Genomic DNA, 25,681 nt, shown 5'->3' with positions numbered 1-25,681 from the left:
CAATGACAGTTGAGTGCACCCGGCTGAAATCCGGGCTGACAGTAGTCACCGAGACCATGCCGCACCTTGAAAGCGTCGCGCTCGGAGTCTGGATCAAATCAGGATCGCGTAACGAGACGCATGACGAGCACGGCATCGCCCACCTGCTCGAACATATGGCCTTCAAAGGTACGGCGCGGCGCACGGCCCGCCAGATCGCCGAGGAAATCGAGGACGTGGGTGGCGAAGTCAATGCCGCGACATCGACCGAAACGACTTCCTATTACGCGCGCGTCCTCAAGGACCACGTGCCGCTCGCCGTCGACATCCTCGCCGACATCCTGACGGAATCGGCTTTCGAGGAGGAAGAACTGGAGCGCGAGAAGCAGGTGATCCTGCAGGAGATCAACGCCGCCAACGACACGCCCGACGACGTGGTGTTCGATCGCTTCTCCGAGGTCGCCTACCGCGACCAGACGCTCGGCCGGCCGATTCTCGGCACGCCGGAGACCGTCGTCTCCTTCACGCCGCAGCAGATCCGCACCTATCTCGGCCGCAACTATACGACCGACCGCATGTTCGTGGTCGCGACCGGCGCCGTCGAGCATGAGGAATTCCTCCGCCTCGTCGAAGACCGGTTCGCCAGCCTGCCGACCGAGCCGTTAGCTCCGCCCGTCATGGAAGCGGCGCGTTATATCGGCGGCAGCGTGCGCGAGCCGCGCGACCTGATGGACGCGCAGATCCTGCTCGGCTTCGAGGGCAAGCCTTATCACGCCCGCGATTTCTACTGCTCTCAGATCCTCGCCAACATCCTCGGCGGCGGCATGTCTTCCAGGCTCTTCCAGGAGGTGCGTGAGTTCCGCGGCCTCTGTTATTCCGTCTATGCGTTCCACTGGGGCTTTTCCGACACCGGCATCTTCGGCATCCATGCCGCGACCGGCGGCGAAAACCTGCCGGAGCTGGTGCCCGTCATCATCGATGAGCTGCACAAGTCAGCCGATCAGATCCATCAGAAGGAAATCGAGCGCGCCCGCGCCCAGATTCGCGCCCAGCTGCTGATGGGCCAGGAAAGCCCGGCCGCCCGCGCCGGCCAGATCGCCCGGCAGATGATGCTCTACGGCCGGCCGATCTCCAATCCGGAGATGATGGAACGGCTGGAAGGCATCACCATCGAGCGGCTGACCGATCTCGCCGGCCGCCTGTTCTACGACACGGTGCCGACGCTCTCGGCGATCGGGCCGCTGGAACAGCTCGCGCCGATGGAAGACATCAAAGCATCGCTTTCGGTCCCGGCGCCGAAGACGATGCAGGCAAGCCTCTGAGCCGCCGTCCGTTCTGCCGGGAGTGATCGATGCCAAAATCGGTTTTTCGGTTCCTGTCGCGGCAGCCGGAAGCGGTGGAGCTGGAGAACGACCGGTATCTGCTGCGCCTGCCGCGCTACCAGGATTTCAATCAGTGGCACCGGCTGCGCGCCGAGAGCCGCAAGTTCCTGGAACCCTGGGAGCCGACATGGCGACGCGACGAGTTGACGGAAGGCGCCTACCGCGCCCGCGTCATCCGCGGAAAGCAGGAATATGCCTCCGGCCAGGCGATCCCGCTGTTCATCTTCCTCAAGGACAATATGACGCTCGTCGGCGGCATCACCATCGGCTACATCAGGCGTGGTGCGGCCCAAAGCTGCATGATCGGCTACTGGATGGGCGAGCGACATGCCGGCCAGGGGCACATGTTCGCAGCCCTTCAAATGGTTATTCCTTACATCTTCACCGGGCTTGAGTTGCACCGTATCGAAGCAGCCTGTATTCCAGATAACGCGCGCAGTATCCGCCTGCTTGAAAAAGCCGGGTTTCAGCAGGAAGGCTATCTGCGCGGATATTTGAAGATCAACGGTCAGTGGCACGACCATGTGATGTTTTCACGTCTCGCCACCGATACGGATAAAGGCAGGAAAACCGACAGCTGATGACCAGAGACCGCATGCTGCCCAAGTCACCGTCCGGACGAGTGATCGCGGTGATCGCAGCCCTTTTCGTGGCGGCCTTCGCCTTTGCGGCGGGCGTTGCCCAGGCGGCCGAACCGGTAAAGATTTCCCGTGACGATACCGCACTCGACCTGACTGCGACGACCGAGATCTATGCCAATCAGGGCGAGGCCTTTCAGGTTTCGACGGCTGCCGGCGCCGACGGCATCCGCCGGCGCATCGAGGTCCGGGCAAGCTCGGAGAACCATCAGGGCGACTGGGCGGTCTTCGCGCTTGCCAATGTCTCGGAGGAACAGCTCGAGCGCGTGATCGTCGCGCCGCACTTCCGTCTCGTCAATTCCAAGCTCTTCTGGCCGGATCTCGGTTCGCAGCGCATCATGGCGATCACGCCGAGCGAAGGTTTCGCGCTCGACCGGCAGCCGAGCGACGAGGCCGACGTCTTCCGCATCACGCTCAACCCCGGCGCCGTCATCACCTTCGTCGCCGAGCTGTCGACGCCGGAACTGCCGCAGATCTATCTCTGGGAGCCGAACGCCTACAAGGATACGATCAACGCCTTTACGCTCTATCGCGGCATCGTGCTCGGCATTGCCGGCCTGCTCGCCGTGTTCCTGACCATCCTCTTCGTCGTCAAGGGCACCTCGATGCTGCCGGCAACGGCAGCACTTGCCTGGGCGGTGCTCGGCTATATCTGCGTCGACTTCGGCTTTCTCGGCAAGCTGATCAGCGTCGCTTCGGCCGACCAGCGAATATGGCGCGCCTGCGCGGAGGTGGCGCTGGCTTCGAGTTTCGTCATCTTCCTGTTCACCTATCTGAACCTCAACCGCTGGCATGCGCATCTGGGTTACGCCACACTTGCCTGGGTGCTCGGTCTTGCCCTGCTCTTCGGCGTGGCGATCTACGATCCGTCGATCGCAGCCGGTATCGCCAGGCTTTCCTTCGCGCTGACGGCGGCGACCGGCCTGCTGCTGATCATCTATCTCGGCTTCAACCGCTATGACCGCGCCATTCTGCTCGTGCCCGCATGGGCGCTGACGCTCGTCTGGCTGTTCGGCGCGTGGCTGACGGTGACCGGCCGGCTTGACAACGACATCATCCAGCCGGCGCTCGGCGGCGGCCTCGTCCTCATCGTGCTTTTGATCGGCTTCACCGTCATGCAGCACGCTTTTGCCGGCGGCGCCTTCCAGCAGGGGCTGTTTTCCGATCTCGAACGGCAGTCGCTGGCACTCACCGGCTCCGGCGACATGGTGTGGGATTGGGATGTGGCGCGCGACCGCGTCGTCACCATTCCCGACGTCTCGATCAAGCTCGGTCTTTCCCCCGGCACCATGCATGGGGCGGCGCGCAACTGGCTGCCGCGGCTGCACCCCGACGACCGCGACCGCTTCCGCGCGACACTCGACGTACTGCTCGAACACCGGCGCGGGCGGCTGAACCACGAGTTCCGCATCCGTGCCGAGGATGGCCATTTCCACTGGCTGCTGATCCGCGCCCGGCCGGTGCTCGGCTCGAACGGCGAAATCATCCGCTGCGTCGGCACGATCGTCGATGTGACCGAGCAGAAGAACTCCGTCGAGCGGCTGCTGCACGATGCGCTGCACGACAATCTCACCGGCCTGCCGAACCGGCAGGTTTTCCTCGATCGCCTGCAATCGGTGCTGGCGCTCGCGCCGGGCGGGGAAACGCTGCGGCCGACGGTGATGGTGATCGATATCGACCGCTACAAGCTGGTCAACGATTCGCTCGGCGTCGCCGCCGGCGACAATATCCTCATCGCGCTGACGCGGCGCCTGCGCCGGCTCTTGAAGCCGCAGGACACGCTGGCGCGGCTTGCCGGCGACCAGTTCGGCCTCATTCTCGTTTCCGAGCACAATCCGACCAAGGTCGCCGATTTCGCCGACGCGATCAGCAAGGCGATCATGGTGCCGATCAATTTCTCCAATCGTGAGATCATCCTGACGGCCTCGATCGGGTTGGCCTCCTGGGTGGACCGGCAGGAGAGCGCCAGCGGCCTGCTCAGCGATGCCGAGCTTGCCATGTACCGGGCAAAACGGGCCGGCGGCAACCGCGTCGAGCCGTTCCAGCCTGCCTTCCGCGATTTCGGCACCGACCGCCTGCAGCTCGAAACGGACCTGCGCCGCGCCATCGAGCGCAAGGAATTGTCGATGGTCTACCAGCCGATCGCGCGGCTGGAGGATGCCGAGCTCGCCGGTTTCGAAGCGCTGATGCGCTGGGAACATCCCAAGCGCGGTAATATCCTGCCGTCCGAATTCATTCCGATCGCCGAGGCTTCCGACATCATCGGGGCGCTCGGCATATTCGCGCTGGAGCAGGCGACCAACGATCTGATGAGCTGGCAACAGCAGACCGGCGAGCTGCCGATCTTCGTCTCGATCAATCTGTCGAGCGTACAGTTGCTGAACAACGAGCTCTATGACGACGTGCGCTCGGTTCTCGCCAAGACACATTGCGAACCCTCGCGTCTCAAGCTCGAACTGACGGAATCCATGGTGATGGAAAATCCGGAGCAGGCGCGGCTCGTGCTGCAGAAGCTGAAGGAAGCCGGCATCGGCCTGGCGCTCGACGATTTCGGCACCGGCTATTCGTCACTCGCCTATCTCACGCGCTTTCCCTTCGACACGATCAAGCTCGACAAGGCGCTCGTGCGCGGCAGCAACGATAAGAAGGCGACCGTGCTCAGATCGGTCATATCAATGGCGCGCGAGCTTGAGATGAAGGTGGTGGCGGAGGGGATCGAATCCGACGAGGACGCGATCGAACTCGCCAAGATGGGCTGCAATTACGGGCAGAGCTATCATTTGGGGCAGCCGGCGAATTCGGAAGCGGTCCTGCGGCTGCTCCGGGAGCGATTTCCGCTGACGAAGCGGGCCTGACCGGAGCGGCGGCTTCACTTGGTTTCGGCGCGGCCCGGCGCGCCCTCCTCCCCATTAATGGCCATTGACCGCCAGACGGTGATCTGCGCTTTTCATTCGTCCCAACAGGAAGATTCCATGCTCAAGCTTCTGCTCGCCCTTTCCATGAGCGTTCTTTGCGTCTCGCCACTCCAGGCGGAGGACATTGATCCTGTCGCGAAAAGCTGCCAGCCGGGGCCGATGCAGGCCCACTGCGAGAGGTGGACCAAGGATTTCAGGACGGCCCTGGAGCGCGCGCAAAAGGGCGACCACGGGGCGCAGGTGATCGTGGCCTTATGCTTTTCTTCCGGCTGCCATGGTGCCGTGACCATCGACAGAGTTGCGTCCTGCAGCTGGCATCTCGTCATCGCCAATTCCGGCGCCGCTACCGTGCTCGACGCTTCCAACCTGCGCAACACCTGCCGGCCGATGACGCCTGTCCAGAAAGACCAAGCCCGCGCGCTTTCCGGCGACCTCGTCCGCAAGATCTACAAGCGCGCGGCAGCCACGACCGACCAGATGTAACTCTCCGGTTTCCCGCGAAAAATAATCTCATTGCCCTCCCAGCTTTCGCCGCTATTCTGCTGGCAAAAATCGGGAGGACCACGGATGATCCTGCACTGCGTATTCCTGCGGCTGAAGACAGCGGTGACGAGTGAGGACAAGCAATCGCTGTTCGACGCGATCGTCGCGCTGAAACAGGTCATCCCTGGCATTCTCGATATCAAATACGGCCCGAACGTTTCGCCCGAAGGGCTGCACGCAGGCTTCGTCGATGGTTTTGCCGTGACCTTCGAAAGTGCGGAAGCGCGGGACAACTATCTCATCCACCCCGAGCATGTCGCCGTGGGCGAACGCCTCGTCTCCTCGACGGACGGCGGCCTCGCCGGCATCCTGGTCTTCGACCTCAATCTTTGAAAATAGTCGGCCGTTGTAGAATACGGGCCGGATGCGTATCGTAAGGAAGATCGTTTCGACCGATTTCGGGTTGGGCCATGACCGAGGACATCCGACTATTTGGCGCTATCGCGGTCCGGCCCGCCATTCTTGCGCTCATCCCCCAGTTCGAAACGCTCACGGGATTTTCAGTTGCGGCCAAGTGGGCGGTCAATCCTACTGTCAAGACCGAGATCGAAGCCGGTGAACCCTTTGACCTCGTCATCATCAATCCGCATATGGTTGAGGACCTGGTCGCCTCGGGAAAGGTGAAGACAGGAAGCCACGCCGCCTTTGGGCGAATAGGCATGGGGGTTGCGGCCAAAGCGGGCAGCAAGCCGCTCGACATCGGCTCCGTCGCAGCATTCGCACATGTATTGAAGAGCGCGGGATCGATCGCCTATGCCAGTGACGGAACCAGCGGCGGCTACTTTTCCGGTCTGCTGGATCGCATGGGAATAGCCGATGAGGTGAAGCCCAAACTCGTGGCCGCACCGGGAGGACAAACACCGCTGGCCGTCGCCCGCGGGGACGCCGAGTTGGGAGTCGTTCCCGTAACTTCGATTCTCGCCGCCGCGCCTGAGGTCATACTCGTCGGCCGGTTTCCGGCAGAATTCCAAAGCTATATCGACTTCGCCATCGGCATCAGCGCCCATGCGCGGAACACAGAAGCTGCCACACAGCTGTCGGCGTATCTGACATCGGCTGCCGTCGATGACACTCTGGCGGCAAAGGGGGTCGAGCGCATCTAGAGACGTATCGTCAGCGCACGACCCACAGTCCTCGACCGTCAGCTCGATTTTGCCATGGCGGCGGCGAGCTGATCGACATTGTATTTGAACATCTTCTCATAGGTCGGCGCCGGTCCCTTGGCGTCGGAAAGGGATTCGACGTAGAGCTCGCCGCCGGGCTCGGCGCCGGTTGCCTTGGCGACCTGCTTGACCAAGCGCGGATCGTTGGAATTCTCGAAGAAATAGGCCTTTACGTGCTCGCCCTTGATCTGCTCGATCAGCTTGGCGACGTCGGCGGCCGAGGCCTCGCTTTCGGTGGAGAGACCGAGCGGCGCGAGGAAGCTGACATTATATTCGCGGCCGAAATAGCCGAAGGCATCGTGGCTCGTCAGCACCTTGCGGCGGTCTTCGGCGATCTTGTCGAATTTCGAATGGGCGTAGGCATTCAATCCATCGAGCGTCTTCGTGTACTTCTCGGCGTTGGCCTTGAAGGCGGCGGCATCTGCCGGGTCGGCCGCTGAAAGCGCCTTTTCGATATTGGCGACCCAGACCTTGACGTTGACAGGGCTGTTCCAGACATGCGGATCGGTGATCGTCTCGCCGTCTTCCTCCATGGTGCGGGTGTTGATACCTTCGGAGACCGTGACCGGTTTTCCCTTGTAGCCCGAGGCGGTGATCAGCCGGTCCATCCAGCCCTCCAACCCTTCGCCGCTGACGAAGGTAAGCTGCGCCGCGTTCAAGTTCTTCGCATCGGCCGGCGACGGCTCGAATTCATGGGGATCGCCGTTGGGGCCGACGAGGCTCGTCACCTTGACATGGTCGCCGCCGACCTCTCTGACGACATCGGCAAGCACGGTGAAGGACGCGACCACTTTCAGCGTTTCGGCGGAGGCGGGCGCGGCGGAGAGCGCCATCAGCGTGGGAAGTGCGGCGGCGGAGAGAAGCAGTCTGCGCGGTATCATCGAAGTCTCCTTGGGTCAGCCCTTCAGATGCGGGCGGGGAAAGAAGCGCCGGGCCAGGCCGGAAGGCGCAAAAAATATCGAAAAGGCATAAAGCAGCGCCGCCGTCATGATGATCGTCGGGCCGGAAGCGAGTTCGAGATGATAGGAGGCGATCAGGCCGAGATAACCGGAGGCGGCCGCACTCACGGTCGCGATGGCAATCATCGCCGGCAGGCTGCGTGACCAGAGCTGGGCGATCGCCGCCGGCAGCATCATCAGGCCGACCGCCATCAGCGTACCGAGCGCCTGGAAGCTGGCGACGAGGTTCAGCACCACGAGCAGCAGGAAGAGCACGTGATAGACCGGCCCGCGGCCGCCGACGGCGCGCAAGAAGCCAGGATCGAAGCATTCCACGACCAGCGGCCGATAGATGAAGGCGAGGATGACGAGCGTCAGCGAGGTGATCGCACCGATCTGGTAGAGCGCTGAGGCGTCGATTGCCAGAATGGTGCCGAAGAGCACATGCAGCAGGTCGATATTCGAGCCGCGCAGCGAGACGATCAGCACGCCGAGCGCCAGCGAAGCGAGATAGAAGCTCGCAAAGCTCGCATCCTCCTGCAGCACGGTCATCCGGCTGACGGCGCCCGAAAGCAGCGCCACCGACAGGCCGGCGACAAGGCCGCCGAGGCCCATGGCCGTCAGCGACAAGGAGCCGGCGACGAGGTAGCCGATCGCCGCACCGGGCAGAACGGCGTGGCTCATGGCGTCGCCCATCAGGCTCATGCGCCGCAGCATCAGGAAGACGCCGATCGGACCTGAACCGAGCCCGAGGCAAAGGCAGGCGATAAACGCGCGGCGCATGAACCCGAAATCGGCGAAGGGCGCGAAGAAGATATCGTAGACCGTCATGCCGCCGGCGCCTCTTCAGGCCCGCAAGTCTCGGCATCCTCCTCCCAGCGCTCGGCCATCGCGCGGGCCTTCAGCAAATTGGCCGGCGACATGACCTCGGCTGTCGGACCCCAACCGACGAGTTCGCGGGCGAGCAGCAGGGTTTGCGGAAAATGTGCGCGAACGAGTTCGAAATCGTGCAGCACGGCGATGACCGTGCGCCCTTCGCCATGCCAGCGGACGACGATATCGAGCAGGTCTTTCGTCGTGCGGGCATCGATCGCCGTAAAAGGCTCGTCGAGCAGGATGATGCCGGCGTCCTGCAGCAACAGGCGGGCAAAGAGCACACGCTGAAACTGGCCGGCCGAGAGCGAACCGATATGGCGCCCGCCGAAACCTTCGAGCCCGACGGTCGAAAGTGCCTCGCCTGCCCTTCTCGCATCCGCCGGGACAATACGGCCGAAGGCGCCGGATGTCTTCCAGGCGCCGAGCATGACAGTGTCGATGACCGAGATCGGAAAGCGGCGGTCGATCTCGGCGGCCTGTGGGAGATAACCGAACTCCCTCCGCCCCAGCCGGTGCTCGACCCTGCCTTCAGCGGGACGAAGCTCGCCCATGATCGCCTTCAGCAGCGTCGACTTGCCGGCGCCGTTCGGCCCGGCAATCGCCGTCAGGCTGCCGGATGCAAACGAGCCGGAAACGTGATGGACGGCCGGGTGGCGGTCATAGGCGACGGTCAGGTTGTCGAGACGGATCAGCGGCGTCATGGCAGAAGAACCGCCCAATGAATTGCAAGCCAGAGAACAGCAAGGATGAGTGCGATGCCGAGCCCCCTTGATAAAGCCGATTGCCCCAGAAGGCTGATGAAGGGGCGGTCGGGGCTCGGGGGCATGGCTCATCCTATAATGTAATAACATTACGGTTATGTTATAACGATTGCGGCGAGATTGAGGCGGGGGATCGAGTTGTTCGCTAAATGAGAAAGGGCGCACAATGAGAAAGGGCGGCCGAGTGGGCCGCCCTTCATTGTCTATTTCGAAAAGATCAGAGCTGTTCCAGCATCGCCGCTGCGCCCGACACCGTTGCCTGTCCGGGGTTTTCCTCGACGTTGAGGGATTTCACGACGCCGTCTTCCACCAGCATCGAATAGCGCTTGGAGCGCAGGCCGAGGCCGCCGGCGGAGAGGTCGGCGTCAAGGCCGATGGCCTTGGTGAAACCGGCGTCCCAATCGGCGAGAAAATGGATCTTGCCGAGGCCGCCGGAGGATTGCGCCCAGGCGCCCATGACGTGCCAGTCGTTGACGGCGAGAACGGCGATGTCGTCCACACCCTTGCCGAGGATGGTGTCGCGGTTTTCGAGATAGCCCGGCAGGTGGTTCAGCGTGCAAGTGGGCGTGAATGCGCCCGGCACGGCAAAGAGCACGACGCGCTTTCCGGCAAAGATCTGATCGGTGGTGATTTCGACGGGGCCGTCCGCCGTCTTTTCCTTGAAGGTGGCGGCAGGAAGCTTGTCGCCGATCGCGATGGTCATGATGTTCTCCTTGGCTTGTAGCTTACAGCGGACGCCGTGCGGGCGCCTGACCTGGTGGCGGCGGACGCCGCAGGGGATCGGGGTGACTATAAGACCCGGTCGATCAAAGGCAAGGCCGGTCATTCGAAAGCAAGGGTCGTCTCCATCGCCGTCTTGCCGTCGACGACCAGCACGCCCCAGCGCTTGCCTGACATGTCATAATTTTTCGGCAGCTTGCCGATAGCGATATCGACCTTGAAGACGGCGCCGTCTCGTTTGCCGGCGACCTGCTTGGTGAAGACATGACCGCTCGGGCCGGTGACGATGATATCGGGCGCACTCGTCCCCTCGCCCGGCAGAGCGAGGGTCAGCGACAGCGTCTTCATGTCAGGCGACATTGAATGCGCCGTCACGCCGAATTCCGCCGACGGCGGCTTCGGCAGGGCCGCATGCGCCGCCTGAAGGATCGCCTCCTCCTGCGGATGCGACTGGATGGCGGCGCCAAGCTTCAGCGAGAAATTCGCCTGGAAGGGAATGCAGATATCCTTGCAGATGCCGATGAAGGCGGCGGCGTCGATCTCGACCGGACCCTTGCCTGCCGCCGCCAGCGAAAGCGGCAGCGTCACCGGCGCGTCATAGGCGATGTCCTCGATTGCGCCGTTGAAAAAATGCTTCGGAACGGGATAGGCCATCGCATCGAGCGTCACGCCGCTGCCCGGCGCGAGCGTCACCTGAGGCGGAATGCCGCTATTGCCAGGTTCGCGCCAATAGGTGATCCAGCCTGGGTTCGGCTCGATCTGCAGAGCGGCACGGATCTTGCCGCCGGCATCGGCCGGCAGCGCCACGAGGCGCATACGGCCGCCCTCGTTCTCCGCCCAGGAGCTCATTTCCGCCCGAGCGGAGCAAAAGGGAAGAAGTGCTGAGGCCGCCGAAACGACCGCAATGAAAAGGCTTCGCGGGTTCACGAAAATAATCATCATGGAACAATGGTTTACCGAAACTGGCGTTTGGCCGCCAGAAGTCGCGGCGATTTAAATCTTCATTTTCGGTTGATTGATTTGTGACATTGGCCCATGTTTCTTCTGTCGAGGCCTTATGCGGTCTGGCAGCAGGAGGAACGATGTCCTTATCGACGCTGAAGAACAGACGGGAACGTGGCTTCTTCGATGGCCAGTTCCTCATCGCCATGCCAGGCATGGAAGACCGCAACTTCGCGCGCACGGTGATCTACATCTGCGCTCATTCGGATGCCGGCGCCATGGGCTTCGTCATCAACCGGCCGCAGAGCCTCACCTTCACCGACGTGCTCTTGCATCTCGACATGATCAAGCAGGAAGATTCGATCGTGCTGCCGAAGCGGGCGCGCGATTTCCCGATCCAGACCGGCGGCCCGGTGGAAAGCGGCCGCGGTTTCGTGCTGCATTCGGACGATTATGCCAGCGATTCCTCGATCCCGGTCAGCGACGACATCTGCCTGACGGCGACGCTCGACATCGTGCGCGCCATCTCCAAGGGCGACGGCCCGAAGCGGGCGACGATGCTGCTCGGCTATTCCTCCTGGGCGGCCGGCCAGCTCGAAAACGAGGTCGCCAACAATGGCTGGCTCACCTGCCCCGCCAACGAGGAAATGATCTTCGACCGCAGCCTCGAGGACAAATACGAACGGGCGCTCGCCGGCATGGGCGTGACGGCTGCCATGCTTTCGGCCGAAGCCGGCCATGCCTGAAGCAGCTGGAACGAATAGCGGGGACTGACGTTTTCATCCGGCGAACGGGGACAAGAGTCCGTCCGCCGACGAAGGAGACATCAGCCATGGGTAGCACCAGCGACAAGATATCGGGCAAGGCAAACGAAATTGCCGGCAAGACCAAGCAGGCCGTCGGCAAGGCCGCCGATGATCGAGACATGCAGGCCAGGGGCGCCGTTCAGGAAGCCAAGGGCAAGGGACAAGTCGCAACCGGCAAGATCAAGGACAAGCTCAAGGGCGCCATCGACCGGCTGTGAGCCAAATGCTCATTCTTCACGATGCCTGCTGCGCGCGCCCCGCGCGGCGGGCATTTTTAATCCGCCACCCATGCTTTCTGCAGAGATAAGACGATGAAGCTTTTCGCCTGCGACAATTGCGATCAGGTCGTCCACTTCGACAACCGGCATTGCGTGCGCTGCAACCATCGCCTCGGTTTCCTGCCGGGCGACCTTGCCATGCATGCGCTGGAGCCTTGCGAGGAGACTGTCTGGCAACTCGTTTCCAATCCGGACCGCAAGGTGCGCTTCTGCGCCAATGCCGGCCTCGACATCTGCAACTGGCTGGTGGACGGCGACAGCGACAGCGAATTCTGCCTTGCCTGCCGCCATAACCGGCTGGTTCCGAACACCGGCACCCAGAACGGCGTCGACCGCTGGAGGCGGATCAGCCAAGCGCAGCGTCATCTATTCTATTCGCTGCTGCGCTGGAGACTGCCGCATCCCGACCGGACCGAAGACCCACGGGGCGGCCTCGTCTTCGATTTCCTTGAGGATTCGATCGAGGGCAACGGCTATGTCGTGCCGGCCATGACCGGCCACGAAGAAGGCCTGATTACCATCCGCGCCGCAGAAGCTGACGATGCGACACGTGAACAGGCGCGCGCATCGATGAACGAACCCTATCGCACATTGCTCGGCCATTTCCGTCACGAGACGGGGCATTTCATCTGGAACAAGCTGGTGCGCGATCGCAATGCCCTGGCGGATTTCCGTGCCGTGTTCGGCGACGAACGACAGGATTACGCGGCGGCGCTGGAAAAACATTATGCCGGCGGCGCGCCCGTGGGATGGCAGGACAGTTTCATCAGCGCCTATGCGGCATCGCATCCCTGGGAGGATTTCGCCGAATGCTTCGCCCATTACCTCCACATCGTCGATACGCTTGAGACGGCTCGCGCCTTCGGCATCGCCATCGACCCGCGCGGCCATGAGGAGATATCGGGCGAGGTGGATTTCCTTCCCTACAGGGCGCAGAGCGCCGAACAGCTGGTCAGCGCCTGGGTGCCGCTCAGCCTGGCGATCAACGCCATCCAGCGCAGCATGGGCCAGCCGGATTCCTATCCTTTCGTGCTCTCCTCGCCCGTCGTGGCAAAACTCGAATATCTGCACCGGCTGATACAGGGAGCGGCAATAGATGGCCTGAGCAGGCCTTAAAACGAAACCGCCTTGCCCTTCTTGAAAGGCTCCATGCCCCTTCGGGCGAGCTCATCGGCGCGTTCGTTTTCCGGGTGGCCGGCGTGGCCCTTGACCCAGTGCAGCGTTACCTTGTGGCGGTTGCGGGCTTCCTCAAGCGCCTGCCAGAGCTCGGCATTCTTCACCGGCTTCTTATCTGATGTCTTCCAGCCGTTTTTCTTCCAGCCGAAGATCCACTTGGAGATGCCATCCTTGACATAGGCGCTGTCGGTATAGAGATCGACCTCGCAAGGGCTCTTCAAGGCCGATAGCGCGGAGATCGCCGCCATGAGCTCCATGCGGTTGTTGGTCGTGTCCGCCTCGCCGCCGCAAAGCTCCTTTTCGACATCGCCATAACGCAGCACCGCGCCCCAGCCGCCGGGGCCGGGATTGCCGGAGCATGCGCCGTCGGTAAAGATATCGACGTGCTTCATAGGCTCAACCCGTATTCGGCCGGTGAGCTGATCTGGCGGTGGAACCGCAGCTTGCGGAGATATTCGAGCGGGTCCTTCTTGGTGACCATCGCGCCTTCCGGCGTCGTCAGCCAATCATAGAGCCGCGTGAGGAAGAAGCGCAGCGCCGAGCCGCGCGACAGCACCGGCAGGGCTGCTATTTCGGCCTCGCTCAACGGCCTGACACTCTGGTAACCCTCGAGCATCGCCATGCCCTTGGTGATATTGTAGGCGCCGTCCTTCTCGAAGCACCAGGCATTCAGGCAGATCGAGACGTCATAGGCGAGCAGGTCGTTGCAGGCGAAATAAAAATCGATCAGGCCGGAGAGTTCGTCGCCGAGGAAGAAGACATTGTCGGGGAAGAGATCGGCGTGGATGACGCCGGCGGGCAACTCGCCCGGCCAGGCGGCGGAGAGGAAATCCAGTTCGTTCTGGATCTCACTCTGCAAACCGGCTTCGACCTCGCCGGCGCGCTCCTCGGACTTTTCCCAGAGTGCCCGCCAGCCGTCGATCGAAAGCGCGTTCGGGCGCTTCAGCGCGAAGCCTTCGCCGGCCACGTGCATCGCGGCGAGCGCCCTGCCGACTTCACGGCAATGCTTGGCCTCCGGCTTTCTGAGCCACATGCCTTCGAGAAAGGAAATCAAGGCGGCCGGACGGCCGGAGAGCGAGCCGAGCAGCGCGCCGTCGCGGCGCGGCAGCGGCAGCGGGCAGGACAGGCCGCGGGCGGAAAGATGCTGCATCAGGCCGAGGAAGAACGGCAGGTCGCTTTTCTCCACACGCTTCTCATAGAGCGTCAGGATCAGCGGCGCCTTCGAGGTATGAAGCAGGAAATTGGAATTTTCGACGCCCTCGGCGATCCCCTTGTAGGAAAGCAGGCTTCCCGCGTCATATTCGGTCAGGAACCATTTCAGGTCGTCTTCGGCGATATCGGTATAGACTGCCAAGGGAGGTCTCGTCTCTGCATTGTTGATACTGGGGCGCCCGAACCGAACGGCCGGGCTGCGATGCGGCTCGACCTACCCGTTGACGAAGGCCATGTCGGCCGCCGTCAGTTCGATGTTGCGCAATTCGCGGTTGACCAGGAAGTTCTCGGTTTCCTGCACCGTTTCGGCCAGTTCGACGCGGGCGTCGAAGCGGGCACGGAACGCCTCGATGATCTCGTTGACGATGACCTCAGGCGCTGAGGCGCCGGCGGAAAGGCCCAGCGTCGAAATCGCGCCGATATCGTCCCAGTCGAGTTCGGCGGCGCGCTGCACGAGGATGGATTTCTTCGCCCCTGCCCTCAGCGCCACCTCGACGAGGCGCTTGGAATTCGACGAATTCGGAGCACCGACGATGACGAAGAGATCACAGCCCGGGGCCGCCTGCTTCACCACTTCCTGGCGATTGGTCGTCGCATAACAGATCGAGTCCGCCGCCGGCGCGGTCAGATTCGGAAAGCGCTCATGCAGGCGGGTGATGACGCCGGCGGTATCGTCGACCGAAAGCGTCGTTTGCGTGACATAGCCGAGATTGTCGGGATCGACGGGCTGATAGGCCTCGGCATCCTCGATCGTCTCGATCAGCGAAACGGAACCCTCCGGCAGTTGCCCCATCGTGCCGATGACTTCCGGATGACCGGCATGGCCGATGAGGACGACATGGCGGCCGAGGCGATTGTGGCGCATCGCCTGTTTGTGGACCTTGGAAACCAGAGGGCAGGTCGCGTCGAGATAGAAGAGGTTGCGGCTCGCCGCATCCTCCGGCACGGATTTCGGTACGCCGTGGGCGGAGAAGACGACCGGCTGGGCGCGATGTTCGGCCGGGATCTCGTCGAGTTCCTCGACGAAGACGGCGCCCTTGGCCTCCAGCCCTTCGACGACATAACGATTGTGGACGATCTCATGGCGCACATAGACCGGCGCGCCGTAGGATTTCAGCGCCAGCACGACGATCTGGATGGCGCGGTCGACGCCGGCGCAGAAGCCGCGCGGGCCGCAGAGCCTGATCGTCAAGGGAGGTTTCGCCGCAATATTCATGTCTTTTCCAACATTTCCTCATTCCTGCCCTCGGGTTTAACCCGAGGACGTCACAGGAATCCAGCCACGGCGCGTCTGCGCCGTGAATAACCGTCAACATCCAAATCCATCTTCCGCACCCAAGGACTTGGGCGCACCGGATTCCTGTGACGAGCACAGGAATGAGGGAGAACTTGGCAACGTCCAGCTTCAACAGCAACGCCCCGCGTTGGGAATAAGGGACCTCTAGCCCAATATAGGCGAGAATTGAAGCGATACTATTGCGGAGGCGCCTTGCCAGGTTTGCGGAACCAGGAGATCGCCACCACGACGACCAGAACGGCGGCAAGCCCGTACCAGGTGAAAGCATATTGCAGATGGTCGTTCGGCAGGTCCACCTGCGTCACGCCGCCGATCGGCAAACCCGCCGGATTGGGCGTCGAATCGGCATCGACGAAAAACGGAATGACCTGCGCCTCGTCCAGCCCGACGCTTGCGGCCATGACGTCGAGGTCCTTCCAGTAGAAGATGTTCTTGGCGACATCGTTGTCGGGCACCAGTGAGGAAGGCTTGCCGGGGAGCCGCGCGCGCGCCAGGCCGGTGACGGTCTGCTGGTCCGTCAACTGGCCCTGCATGCGCATTTCCGGCTCCTTGTTCTCATAGGGAACGAAGCCACGGTTGACGAAGAGATAGCGCCCGTCGGCAAGTTCCAGCGGGGTATAGATGTAGAAACCCGTCTGGCCGCGCCATGTGGCGAAGAAGTGCCGCTCCTTGTTGTTGATGTAGCGGCCGGTGGCCGTGACCTTGCGGTATTCGATATCGCCGCCCGAAGCCGTCATTGCCTCGATATCGGCAAGCGGCACCGGGGCTGCGGCCTGGCGCGTCGCGATATCGGCGAGCAGGCCTTCCTTCCAGTAGAGGCGCTGCACTTGCCAGGTGCCGAGCGAAATCAGGATGGCGAGCGCGATCAGCACCAGGATGCCCGTGACGACAGGCAAACGCCGGCGCGGCGCGGCATGTTCGATGTCAGTCACTCAGGCGTCCTTCGCGGGCGTTATGGCGGTACTGCATGGCGATCAGGATGCCCTTGAACCAGCGCAGCGTCAGCAGTGACAGGATGATCGTCAGCGGGCCGAAGAGCAGGATGTGCACCCAGATCGGCGGGCCGTAATTTACCTGCAGCCACAGCACCATGCCGATGATGATGAAGCCGACGATGAGAATGACAAAGACGGCGGGTCCGTCACCGGAATCGGCGAAGGAATAATCGAGGCCGCAGGCAGCGCAGCGCGGCTTCAGGCCGAGCAGGCCATCGAAGAGCTTGCCGTGACCGCAGCGCGGGCAGCAGCCCTTGATGCCTGTTTTCACCGGATCGACGGGGGGAAAATGCGCGTTGTCCTCGCTCATGCTGTTCCTTCGAGCGGCGTCTGACGGCCGCTGCATTTCGATGCTGCCTTAACTCTCCCATAAAGTATTCGCATCCCGAATGGAAATGCCTGCGCGGTAATGATTCGCGCCAAACAGAAGAAGAAGACTGATGACCAATGACAGCCATGCCGGACAGATCATTATCCTGAACGGGGCGCCGCGAAGCGGCAAATCCAGCATTGCACGCGCAATCCAGGAAGAATTCGAGGGGCCGTGGATCAACCTCGGCGTCGACATCTGCAATGCCATGACGCCGAAGCGTTACCTGCCCGGCATCGGCCTGAGGCCGGGCGGCGAGCGGCCTGATCTGGAGGAGCTGGTACCGTTCCTCTACGCGGCGCTCTATGAATCGATCGCCATTCACGCCGGATTGGGGCTCAACGTGGTGGCCGATCTCGGCCATCATGACAGTTATTCGCAGCCGCTCGGCATTCTCGGCGACTGCGCCCGGCGTTTGGAAGGCTTCTCCGTGCTATTCACAGGCGTTCGCTGTCCGATCGAGACGATCATGAAGCGGCGAGAGGTCGCACAGGAAGGGCGCGAGACCCTCTACCTCAGAGCCACGGAGGATGCACCGATCCCCGAACCGGTGCAGCGCTGGCAGGATGAAGTGCACCGGCCCGGCATCTATGACCTGGAAGTCGATACGTCAGTGCTGACCGCTCTCGAATGTGCCGAGGCGATCCGGCAGCGGCTCGATCTCGGCATTCCCGAGCCATCGGCGTTCGAACGGATCGCCAAGGGGCGGTGAGAAGGGGCACGAGTCTTGACCCAGTTCCCTGCAAATGGACGAAGACAGGCCGCAGCATATCGGCCTTCGCCCCCGCGGAGGAGAAGAGATTTGCGGCAACCGCTCCATTCCCCCATGACGAGAACAGAGCGTGGAGAGCCACACACAAAAAAGGCGGGCACAAGGCCCGCCTTTTTGCTTGCATATCAACCCAATCAGCCCGCGGCTACCGGAGCGCCCCAGCCGCCCCAGACGTAGATGCAGAAGAACAGGAACAGCCAGACGACGTCGACGAAGTGCCAGTACCAGGCAGCCGCCTCGAAGCCGAAATGCTGCTTCGGGGTGAAGTCGCCGCGCAGCGCGCGAAGCAGGCAGACCAGCAGGAAGATCGTGCCGACCAGGACGTGGAAGCCATGGAAGCCGGTCGCCATGAAGAAGGTCGCGCCGTAGATCGAGCTCTTGAAGGCGAAGGGCGCGTGGGCATATTCGTAGGCCTGGACGCAGGAGAAGAAAATACCAAGCAGCACCGTCAGCGTCAGGCCCTGGACCAGGCCCTTGCGATCGTTGTGCAGCAGGGCATGGTGCGCCCAGGTGACCGTCGTGCCCGAGAGCAGCAGGATGACGGTGTTGTAGATCGGCAGGTGCCAGGGGTCGAGCACTTCGATGCCCTTCGGCGGCCAGACGCCGCCGGTATAGGCAAGCCGCGAAGCCTGGATGGCCTCGTTCGGATAGAGGCTGGCGTCGAAATAGGCCCAGAACCAGGCGACGAAGAACATCACTTCCGAAGCGATGAACATGATCATGCCGTAACGCAGGTGCAGCGACACGACGCGAGTGTGGGACCCTTCGTGGGCTTCCTTCACCGTATCGGCCCACCAGCCGTACATGACGTAGAGAACCAGCACGAGGCCGATGTAGAAGAGCCAGGGATTGGCGAGCTCCACTCCGGCAAATTTGAAAGAGCCTGCGCTCAGATAGCGCATGTAGCAGACGCCGCCGAGCGCCATGATGAAGGCGCCGAGCGAGGCGAGAATCGGCCACGGGCTCGGATCGATGATGTGGTAGTCGTGATGTTTCTGGTGAGCATCGGCCATGTAGCTATCCCCGGATGTCTTCCTTCACTCCGCTCCCGGCATAGCCGGAAACAAGCCTTGATCAAAGTTTCTTTTCAATCTTCTGCGTTCCGCCCTCATTCGAAGCCAGCGGCTTCGGTCCCTCTTTCGGGTAGAACGTATATGACAGCGTGACCGTATGGATATCCTTCGATTCCACGGCCTTGACGATTTCCGGATCGATGTAGAACACCACCGGCATTTCGAGCTTCTCGCCCGGTTTCAGGTCCGTTTCCGTAAAGCAGAAACATTGCACCTTGTTGAAATAGGCACCCGCTTCGCCCGGCGTGACATTGAACACCGCCTGGCCGCGCTGGGTCTCGTTCGAACGGTTCTCCGCGACGAAATTGACCTGGATGGTCTCGCCGATCTTCGGATTGACCTCGCGCTCGACCGGCTTGAAATTCCACTGCAGGCCGGGCGCGACATTGGCATCGAAGGTGACGCGCATCTTGCGGTCGAGGACGACGCTCGACATCTGGTCGACGCGCTGCGTCGTGCCGTTGTAGCCGGTCACCTGGCAGAAGATGCGGTAGAGCGGCACGGCGGCGTAGCTCATCGCGCCCATGCCGAAGACGAAGCTCAGGCACATCATGACGACGGCGCCGTTGTTCCGGCCCTGCTTCTTCGGCGCGCCCGTGTTTCCGCTCATCCGGCCATTCCCCCGCCCATCTTCACGATCGTGATCGCGTAGAAAAGGACGACAAGACCGGCAAGCACCAGTCCGAGAGCGATGTTGCGGTTGCGGCGCGATTTCATCTGTTTTTCGGTGAGCTTGACGAGATCCATCAGAACCATCCTCCGGCATGCGAGACGAAGAACGAAGCCAGCCGGTCGAACATCAAGGCGGAGAACACCGCGAAGAGATAGAAGATCGAGAAGGCGAAGAGCTTCTTCGCCGGGATCATCTTCAGATCGCCGTCGGGCATGCGCCAGACGGCGATGGAACAGTATACAAAGATGGCGCCGAGGATGGCGGCGACGAGACCATAGCCGAAGCTCGCGAAACCAAGGAAGGACGGCAGGACCGCACAGACGGCGGTCAGCACCGCATAGGCGACGATCTGATGCTTGGTCGTGCGCTCGCCGGCGACGTTCGGCAGCATCGGCACGCCGACGGCTTCGTAGTCGCGCATCTTGAAGAGCGCGAGCGCCCAGAAATGCGCCGGCGTCCACAGGAAGATGATGAGGAAGAGAACGGTGCTCTCGATCGTCACCGAATTCGTCACGCAGGCCCAGCCGATCATCGGCGGGAAGGCGCCGGCGGCGCCGCCGATAACGATGTTCTGCGGCGTCGAGCGCTTCAGCCACATGGTATAGACGACGGCGTAGAAGAAGATGGTGAAGGCGAGGATGCCGGCCGAGAGCCAGTTGACGGCCAGGCCGAGGATCACAACCGAAAAGCCTGACAGCACCAGGCCGAAGGCGAGCGCCTCGGACGGCGCGACGCGGCCGGCCGGGATCGGACGGTTGGCCGTGCGGCTCATGACGGCGTCGATATCGGCATCGTACCACATGTTGAGCGCACCGGAGGCACCGGCGCCGACCGCGATGCAGAGGATGGCGATCAGGCCGAGGACGGGATTGATGTGGCCCGGCGCCAGCACCAAGCCGGCAAAGGCGGTGAAGACCACGAGCGACATGACCCGCGGCTTCAGGAGTTCGAAATAATCGCGCGCACTTGCTTCCGACATTTCGCCGTCCTCTGCAAGCGCCTCGTGATTGTCGATAACCGTCATCATTCAGTCCTGAATTTCTCAAAATCAGGACGCCATATCGGATACGGCGTCCTGATATCCGCGCAGATTACTTGATGCGCGGAAGCTGTTCCCACTGGTGATAGGGCGGCGGCGAAGGCAGCTGCCATTCGAGCGTCGTCGCACCCTCGCCCCACGGATTGTCGCCGGCGACGCGCTTCTTGGCGAAGGCTTCGAAGACGCAGAAGAGGAAGACCAATACGCCGAAGGCCGAGATATAAGAGCCGATGGACGATACGTAGTTCCAGCCTGCGAAGGCATCCGGATAATCGATGTAGCGGCGCGGCATGCCGGCGAGCCCGAGGAAGTGCTGCGGGAAGAACACCAGGTTGACGCCGATGAACATGATCCAGAAATGCAGCTTGCCGAGGAACTCGCTGTACAGGTAGCCGGTCATCTTCGGGAACCAGTAGTACCAGCCCGCGAAGATCGCGAAGACGGCGCCGAGCGACAGAACGTAGTGGAAGTGAGCCACGACGTAATAGGTGTCATGCAGCGAGCGGTCGAGACCGGCATTGGCGAGCTGGACGCCCGTGACGCCGCCGACCGTGAACAGGAAGATGAAGCCGATCGCCCAGATCATCGGCGTGCGGAACGAGATGGAACCGCCCCACATCGTCGCAATCCAGGAGAAGATCTTCACGCCCGTCGGCACGGCGATGACCATCGTGGCGAAGACGAAGTAGCGCTGCGCGTCGAGCGACAGGCCGACCGTGTACATGTGGTGAGCCCAGACGACGAAGCCGACAGCGCCGATCGCGACCATGGCGTAGGCCATGCCGAGATAACCGAAGACCGGCTTCTTCGAGAAGGTCGAGATGATGTGGCTGATCATGCCGAAGCCCGGCAGGATGAGGATGTAGACCTCGGGATGACCGAAGAACCAGAACAGGTGCTGGTAGAGGATCGGGTCGCCGCCGCCTTCCGGAGAGAAGAAGGAGGTGCCGAAGTTACGGTCGGTCAGCAGCATGGTGATGCCGCCTGCCAGGACCGGCAGCGACAGCAGCAGCAGGAAGGCGGTGATCAGCACGGACCAGGCAAACAGCGGCATCTTGTGCAGCGTCATGCCGGGGGCGCGCATGTTCAGGATCGTGGTGATGAAGTTGATCGCACCGAGGATGGACGAGGCGCCGGCAATGTGGAGCGCGAAGATCGCAAGGTCGACCGCCGGTCCGGGCGTGCCGCTCGTCGCCAGCGGCGGATACATCGTCCAGCCGCCGCCCGTGCCGTAGGCGCCTGCAGGGCCTTCGACGAACATCGACAGCAGCAGGAGAGCAAAGGCGGGAACGATCAGCCAGAAGGAGATGTTGTTCAGGCGCGGGAAGGCCATGTCGGGAGCACCGATCATGATCGGCACCATCCAGTTGGCGAAGCCGCCGATCATCGCCGGCATGACCATGAAGAAGATCATGATCAGCGCGTGCGCCGTCGTGAACATGTTGAACATCTGCTTGGCGCCGTCGATCGCGGCATCGCCCTCATAGCCGTAGACCATCGAGGCGAGGCCGTGGAAGATCTGGATGCCCGGCTCCTGCAGCTCCATGCGCATGGCGACGGAAAGCGCGCCGCCGATGATGCCGGCAATGATCGCGAAGATCAGGTAGAGCGTGCCGATGTCTTTATGGTTCGTCGAGAACAGCCAGCGATTGGCGAAGCTCGGCTTATGCGAGTGATCGTGATGATCGTCATGCGCATGGTCGTGATGGGCGTGATCATGAGAATGATCGTGAGCGGAAGGTCCAGCCATTGTCCCGATCCCCTTTAATTACTGTGCTTCGGCAACGTCGACGGTCTTTGCGGGACCATCGGTTGCAGCCATGAGTGTCTTGTAGGCGCCGGGCAGGTCGCTGGCGGCCGTGGTCAGCCACTGCTTGTACTTGTCCTCGGAGACGACGCGGATGGCGATCGGCATGAACGCATGGTCCTTGCCGCAGAGCTCGGAACACTGGCCGTAGAACAGGCCTTCGCGCTCGGCCCTGAACCAGGTTTCGTTCAGGCGGCCCGGCACGGCATCGATCTTGACGCCGAAGGACGGCATGGCGAAGGCGTGAATGACGTCGGTGGGCGCCGCTGTCACGAGAACGCGAACAGTCTTGTTGACCGGCAGGACCAGCTCGTTGTCCACGGCGAGAAGCCTTGGATAGACCGACTTGTCTTCCTTGCCGGCGGCCGCGCGGTCCTGATCCTTCAGGAGATAGGAATCGAAGGCGAGCGGGCTTTCGCCGGCACCTTCATATTCATAATTCCACTGCCATTGGGTGGCGGTCGCCTTGATCGTGACGTCCGGGTTTTCGGGCAGCGTCAGCTGCGCTGTCAGAAGATTGAACGAAGGAATGGCGAGAAAGAGCAGCACCAAGACCGGCCCCACGGTCCAGACCACTTCGATCAGCGTGTTGTGGCTCGTCTTCGACGGCACCGGGTTCGCGCTGGCGCGGAACTTGAAGCAGACGAGAATGAGCAGGATCAGAACGAAGAGCGTGATCGGAACGATAAACCACAGGGTATATTGTTCGAACCAATGAATTTCCCGCATGATCGGCGTCGCCGCCGGCTGCAGCGTCGCCTGCCACGGCATCGGCTGGTCGGCATATGTGCCGGAAGCAAAAAGCAGACAGACCAGCGCGGTCAGAGCTGCATAAGCCTTCTTCATCACCTTATTATCTCCCTCGAGCGCTTGACCTGCAAAATCGAACGCAGAATCCTTGCCATCTTCAGCGCTTCAAACCACAGTTTGGCATTTGCCGCAACAGGCCAGAGCAATTGTCTATGCGGCATTTTTGCTTAAAGCGCAGGCAGGCCGGAACGGCAAAACATTCCAAGTTTTTCATCAGCATACGAAAAATCGCCTTTCCGGCCAATCCGATACCCGAACATTCTTGCTGAAAGGTCCAATTTCTGCCGCAGTCCCCCGGTTTTCACGGGGTAGGGCTTTTCATTTTCAGTGGGCAGCTTCAACAATAGCGGCAATGATTCGATATCCAGAGGTTTTCATGGGTTTCCGTTCCCTCGCGCGGTCGCTTCTCCTGACCGCCAGCATCGCGGCCGCGGCGACGACGCCCGTTTTCGCACAGCAGCCCGCCGCTCCGTCGCAGGCAAAGCCGCCCGCTGCTGCGCCGGCCCCTGCTCCGGCGCAGCAGCCCTCAGCCGCCAATCCGAATATCCAGGTGACGCCCGGCCAAACCCAACCGCAGGCGCCCGGCACGGTGAAATCCAATCATGGCGCATGGTCGGTCGTCTGCGACAAGCCGGCGGGTGCTGCGACCGAACAATGCGCGCTGATGCAGAACGTCATCGCCGAGGACCGGCCGGAGGTCGGGCTTTCCGTCGTCGTCTTGAAGACGGCCGACCGCAAGTCGAAGATTCTGCGGGTGCTGGCACCTCTCGGCGTTCTCCTGCCGAACGGCCTCGGGCTCAATGTCGACGGCAAGGATATCGGCCGCGCCTATTTCGTGCGCTGCTTCGCCGACGGCTGCTATGCCGAGGTCGTGCTCGAAGACGAGTTGCTCAAGACCTTCCGCAGCGGCGCGCAGGCAACCTTCATCGTCTTCCAGACGCCGGAAGAAGGCATCGGCATCCCCGTCGATCTCAAGGGCTTCGCCGAAGGCTTCGACGCCCTTCCCTGAGGCGCAGGGCTTGCTCGGACAATCCATCAGACCTACATCGGCTATGAGCACTCCTGCTCTTCAGCGGAGCATAAGACATGACCACCGATCTCCTGACGCTTTTCGATGCCGACGAAGCCGCCATGCGCGGTCTCGTCGCCGAAGCCTTGTCCGGCGCCGATGACGGCGAGCTCTTCATCGAACACGCGCAGGCGGAAGCGCTGACCTTCGACAATGGCCGGCTGAAGGGTGGCAGCTTCAATACCGAGCAAGGGTTCGGCCTGCGTGCGGTTGCCGGCGAAGCAGTGGGTTACGCCCATGCCGGCGATCTTTCCGTCTCGGCGCTGAAGCGGGCGGCCGATGCGGTCGGCGCCGTGACGCGCGGTTATTCCGGCTCTTACGCGGCAGCGCCCCAGGGCACGAACCGCAAGCTCTATACCGACGAAAATCCGATCGGCTCGCCGACCTTCGAGGAGAAGGTGAAGGTGCTGACCGATATCGACGCCTATCTCAGGAACAAGAACGACAAGGTGAGGCAAGTCACGGCTTCGGTGGCGGCAAGCTGGCAGGTGGTCGACATCCTGCGCGCCGATGGGCACCGCGTCCACGACATAAGACCGATGACGCGCATCAACATCTCGGTCGTGGTCGGCGAAGGCGAGCGGCAGGAAAGCGGCTCCTACGGCCAGGGCGGCCGCATCGGCTTCGGTGATTTCATCGCGACCGGAAGCTGGCAATACGGTGCCGACGAGGCATTGCGCCAGGCGCTCGTGAACCTCGAAGCGATCGATGCGCCGGCGGGAACGATGGACGTCGTTCTCGGCTCGGGATGGCCTGGTGTCATGCTGCACGAGGCCGTCGGCCACGGGCTGGAAGGTGATTTCAACCGCAAGAAGACGTCGGCCTTTGCCGGGCTTCTCGGCCAGATGGTCGCGGCCCCCGGAGTCACCGTCGTCGACGACGGCACGATCGACAGCCGCCGCGGCTCGATCACCATCGACGACGAAGGCACGCCGTCCGCCTATAATGTGCTGATCGAGAACGGCAAGCTCGTCGGCTACATGCAGGACCGGCAGAACGCCCGGTTGATGGGCATGCAGCCCACCGGCAACGGCCGCCGCCAGGGTTATGCGCATGTGCCGATGCCGCGCATGACCAACACCTACATGCTCGGCGGCGACAAGACGCCCGAGGAGATCATCGCCTCGGTGAAGAAGGGCGTCTACGCCGTCTCATTCGGCGGCGGCCAAGTGGACATCACCTCCGGCAAGTTCGTCTTCGGCTGCACCGAAGCCTATCTGATCGAGAACGGCAAGATCGGCGCGCCGATCAAGGGCGCCATGCTGATCGGCAACGGGCCGGATGCGATGAAGCGGGTGTCGATGATCGGCAACGACATGAAGCTCGACACCGGCATCGGCAATTGCGGCAAGGCCGGCCAATGGGTTCCCGTCGGCGTCGGCCAGCCGCATCTGCGCATGGATCAGGTCACTGTCGGCGGCACGCAGGCCTGAGGCGGGAGGCTCAT

Annotated in this window: 28 protein-coding genes; 12 read left to right on the top strand and 16 right to left on the bottom strand. The window is 62.2% G+C overall.

Going from position 1 to position 25,681, the window contains the following annotated elements:
- The first annotated feature begins 2 nt into the window (after positions 1-2).
- The 6 genes from ATY78_RS02345 (at position 3) to ATY78_RS02320 (ending at position 6,560) form a co-directional block, all read left to right on the top strand.
- Entirely contained in the window at positions 3-1,301 is a 1,299-nt protein-coding gene (locus tag ATY78_RS02345) for a pitrilysin family protein (RefSeq protein ID WP_088680717.1), read from the top strand.
- A 29-nt stretch (positions 1,302-1,330) separates the two neighbouring features.
- Positions 1,331-1,942 carry a GNAT family protein gene (locus tag ATY78_RS02340; RefSeq protein WP_088680716.1) on the top strand — a complete coding sequence of 204 codons (612 nt, stop codon included), beginning with the start codon at positions 1,331-1,333 and terminating at the stop codon, positions 1,940-1,942.
- Positions 1,942-4,854, top strand: a complete 2,913-nt coding sequence (locus ATY78_RS02335) for a sensor domain-containing phosphodiesterase (protein WP_088680715.1) — start codon at positions 1,942-1,944, stop codon at positions 4,852-4,854. Before ATY78_RS02340 ends, ATY78_RS02335 begins: the two co-directional genes overlap by 1 nt.
- Before the next feature lie 117 nt (positions 4,855-4,971).
- Complete coding sequence (locus tag ATY78_RS02330; RefSeq protein WP_088680714.1) at positions 4,972-5,397, top strand: hypothetical protein; 426 nt, start codon at positions 4,972-4,974, stop codon at positions 5,395-5,397.
- A gap of 84 nt (positions 5,398-5,481) precedes the next feature.
- Positions 5,482-5,790, top strand: a complete 309-nt coding sequence (locus tag ATY78_RS02325; protein WP_088680713.1) for a Dabb family protein — start codon at positions 5,482-5,484, stop codon at positions 5,788-5,790.
- Positions 5,791-5,867: 77 nt separating this feature from the next.
- Positions 5,868-6,560: a substrate-binding domain-containing protein gene (locus tag ATY78_RS02320; RefSeq protein ID WP_088680712.1), complete on the top strand. Its 693-nt coding sequence runs from the start codon at positions 5,868-5,870 to the stop codon at positions 6,558-6,560.
- A 38-nt stretch (positions 6,561-6,598) separates the two neighbouring features.
- Here ATY78_RS02320 and ATY78_RS02315 read toward each other — a convergent pair whose 3' ends face one another.
- From ATY78_RS02315 to ATY78_RS02295, 5 genes are all read right to left on the bottom strand, one after another.
- Positions 6,599-7,501 (bottom strand): zinc ABC transporter substrate-binding protein, encoded by a 903-nt coding sequence (locus tag ATY78_RS02315; RefSeq protein ID WP_088680711.1) that lies wholly within the window; start codon positions 7,499-7,501, stop codon positions 6,599-6,601.
- Positions 7,502-7,516: 15 nt separating this feature from the next.
- Positions 7,517-8,389 carry a metal ABC transporter permease gene (locus ATY78_RS02310; protein ID WP_088680710.1) on the bottom strand — a complete coding sequence of 291 codons (873 nt, stop codon included), beginning with the start codon at positions 8,387-8,389 and terminating at the stop codon, positions 7,517-7,519.
- Positions 8,386-9,135, bottom strand: a complete 750-nt coding sequence (locus tag ATY78_RS02305) for a metal ABC transporter ATP-binding protein (RefSeq protein WP_088680709.1) — start codon at positions 9,133-9,135, stop codon at positions 8,386-8,388. The genes ATY78_RS02310 and ATY78_RS02305 overlap by 4 nt, the downstream gene beginning before the upstream one ends.
- 277 nt (positions 9,136-9,412) lie before the next feature.
- Positions 9,413-9,898, bottom strand: coding sequence for a peroxiredoxin (locus ATY78_RS02300; protein WP_088680708.1), 486 nt, complete (start codon positions 9,896-9,898; stop codon positions 9,413-9,415).
- 119 nt (positions 9,899-10,017) lie between these two features.
- The gene (locus ATY78_RS02295) at positions 10,018-10,857 is read right to left on the bottom strand and encodes a protein-disulfide reductase DsbD domain-containing protein (RefSeq protein WP_088680707.1); all 840 of its coding nucleotides are present in this window, start codon (positions 10,855-10,857) and stop codon (positions 10,018-10,020) included.
- Between the two features lie 140 nt (positions 10,858-10,997).
- On the opposite strand from ATY78_RS02295, the gene ATY78_RS02290 reads away from it, so the two are divergent.
- The 3 genes from ATY78_RS02290 (at position 10,998) to ATY78_RS02280 (ending at position 13,057) form a co-directional block, all read left to right on the top strand.
- A complete protein-coding gene (locus ATY78_RS02290; RefSeq protein WP_088680706.1) occupies positions 10,998-11,603 on the top strand; it encodes a YqgE/AlgH family protein in 606 nt (201 codons plus the stop codon).
- 86 nt (positions 11,604-11,689) lie between these two features.
- Positions 11,690-11,881, top strand: a complete 192-nt coding sequence (locus tag ATY78_RS02285) for a CsbD family protein (RefSeq protein WP_088680705.1) — start codon at positions 11,690-11,692, stop codon at positions 11,879-11,881.
- 93 nt (positions 11,882-11,974) lie between these two features.
- On the top strand, positions 11,975-13,057 hold the full coding sequence (locus ATY78_RS02280; RefSeq protein WP_088680704.1) for a putative zinc-binding metallopeptidase: 1,083 nt from the start codon (positions 11,975-11,977) through the stop codon (positions 13,055-13,057).
- Here the strand turns inward: ATY78_RS02280 and rnhA are convergent.
- The 5 genes from rnhA to ATY78_RS02255 form a co-directional block, all read right to left on the bottom strand.
- Positions 13,054-13,509: a ribonuclease HI gene (gene rnhA, locus ATY78_RS02275; RefSeq protein ID WP_088680703.1), complete on the bottom strand. Its 456-nt coding sequence runs from the start codon at positions 13,507-13,509 to the stop codon at positions 13,054-13,056. The two genes, ATY78_RS02280 and rnhA, sit on opposite strands and share 4 nt — an antisense overlap.
- Positions 13,506-14,471 carry a homoserine kinase gene (locus ATY78_RS02270; RefSeq protein WP_088680702.1) on the bottom strand — a complete coding sequence of 322 codons (966 nt, stop codon included), beginning with the start codon at positions 14,469-14,471 and terminating at the stop codon, positions 13,506-13,508. The genes rnhA and ATY78_RS02270 overlap by 4 nt, the downstream gene beginning before the upstream one ends.
- A 72-nt stretch (positions 14,472-14,543) precedes the next feature.
- Entirely contained in the window at positions 14,544-15,545 is a 1,002-nt protein-coding gene (gene ispH / locus ATY78_RS02265) for a 4-hydroxy-3-methylbut-2-enyl diphosphate reductase (RefSeq protein ID WP_088680701.1), read from the bottom strand.
- A gap of 257 nt (positions 15,546-15,802) precedes the next feature.
- A complete protein-coding gene (locus tag ATY78_RS02260) occupies positions 15,803-16,558 on the bottom strand; it encodes an SURF1 family protein (RefSeq protein ID WP_088680700.1) in 756 nt (251 codons plus the stop codon).
- Positions 16,551-16,931 carry a DUF983 domain-containing protein gene (locus ATY78_RS02255; RefSeq protein ID WP_088680699.1) on the bottom strand — a complete coding sequence of 127 codons (381 nt, stop codon included), beginning with the start codon at positions 16,929-16,931 and terminating at the stop codon, positions 16,551-16,553. Before ATY78_RS02255 ends, ATY78_RS02260 begins: the two co-directional genes overlap by 8 nt.
- Before the next feature lie 130 nt (positions 16,932-17,061).
- Here ATY78_RS02255 and ATY78_RS02250 point away from each other — a divergent pair, with 130 nt between their 5' ends.
- Positions 17,062-17,703, top strand: a complete 642-nt coding sequence (locus tag ATY78_RS02250) for a chloramphenicol phosphotransferase (RefSeq protein ID WP_088680698.1) — start codon at positions 17,062-17,064, stop codon at positions 17,701-17,703.
- Between the two features lie 194 nt (positions 17,704-17,897).
- On the opposite strand, the gene ATY78_RS02245 is transcribed toward ATY78_RS02250, so the two are convergent.
- From ATY78_RS02245 to coxB, 6 genes are all read right to left on the bottom strand, one after another.
- Positions 17,898-18,776 carry a cytochrome c oxidase subunit 3 gene (locus ATY78_RS02245; protein ID WP_088680697.1) on the bottom strand — a complete coding sequence of 293 codons (879 nt, stop codon included), beginning with the start codon at positions 18,774-18,776 and terminating at the stop codon, positions 17,898-17,900.
- Positions 18,777-18,837: 61 nt separating this feature from the next.
- A complete protein-coding gene (locus ATY78_RS02240; protein ID WP_088680696.1) occupies positions 18,838-19,446 on the bottom strand; it encodes a cytochrome c oxidase assembly protein in 609 nt (202 codons plus the stop codon).
- On the bottom strand, positions 19,443-19,583 hold the full coding sequence (locus ATY78_RS28400; protein WP_088680695.1) for a hypothetical protein: 141 nt from the start codon (positions 19,581-19,583) through the stop codon (positions 19,443-19,445). Before ATY78_RS28400 ends, ATY78_RS02240 begins: the two co-directional genes overlap by 4 nt.
- Positions 19,583-20,533, bottom strand: a complete 951-nt coding sequence (locus tag ATY78_RS02230; protein ID WP_088680841.1) for a heme o synthase — start codon at positions 20,531-20,533, stop codon at positions 19,583-19,585. The genes ATY78_RS28400 and ATY78_RS02230 overlap by 1 nt, the downstream gene beginning before the upstream one ends.
- Positions 20,534-20,600: 67 nt before the next feature.
- On the bottom strand, positions 20,601-22,298 hold the full coding sequence (ctaD, locus tag ATY78_RS02225; RefSeq protein ID WP_088680694.1) for a cytochrome c oxidase subunit I: 1,698 nt from the start codon (positions 22,296-22,298) through the stop codon (positions 20,601-20,603).
- A gap of 18 nt (positions 22,299-22,316) precedes the next feature.
- The gene (gene coxB, locus ATY78_RS02220) at positions 22,317-23,201 is read right to left on the bottom strand and encodes a cytochrome c oxidase subunit II (RefSeq protein WP_088680693.1); all 885 of its coding nucleotides are present in this window, start codon (positions 23,199-23,201) and stop codon (positions 22,317-22,319) included.
- Positions 23,202-23,517: 316 nt separating this feature from the next.
- Between coxB and ATY78_RS02215 the strand changes: the two genes are divergently transcribed.
- Positions 23,518-24,174: an invasion associated locus B family protein gene (locus ATY78_RS02215; protein ID WP_190237367.1), complete on the top strand. Its 657-nt coding sequence runs from the start codon at positions 23,518-23,520 to the stop codon at positions 24,172-24,174.
- Positions 24,175-24,251: 77 nt separating this feature from the next.
- Complete coding sequence (gene tldD / locus ATY78_RS02210; RefSeq protein WP_088680691.1) at positions 24,252-25,667, top strand: metalloprotease TldD; 1,416 nt, start codon at positions 24,252-24,254, stop codon at positions 25,665-25,667.
- Positions 25,668-25,681: the final 14 nt, after the last annotated feature.

Source organism: Rhizobium sp. R635 (assembly GCF_002211285.1).
GTDB lineage: Bacteria > Pseudomonadota > Alphaproteobacteria > Rhizobiales > Rhizobiaceae > Rhizobium.
The sequence above is the reverse complement of the archived record's forward strand: the minus strand, read 5'-3'. Positions and strand labels throughout refer to the sequence as shown.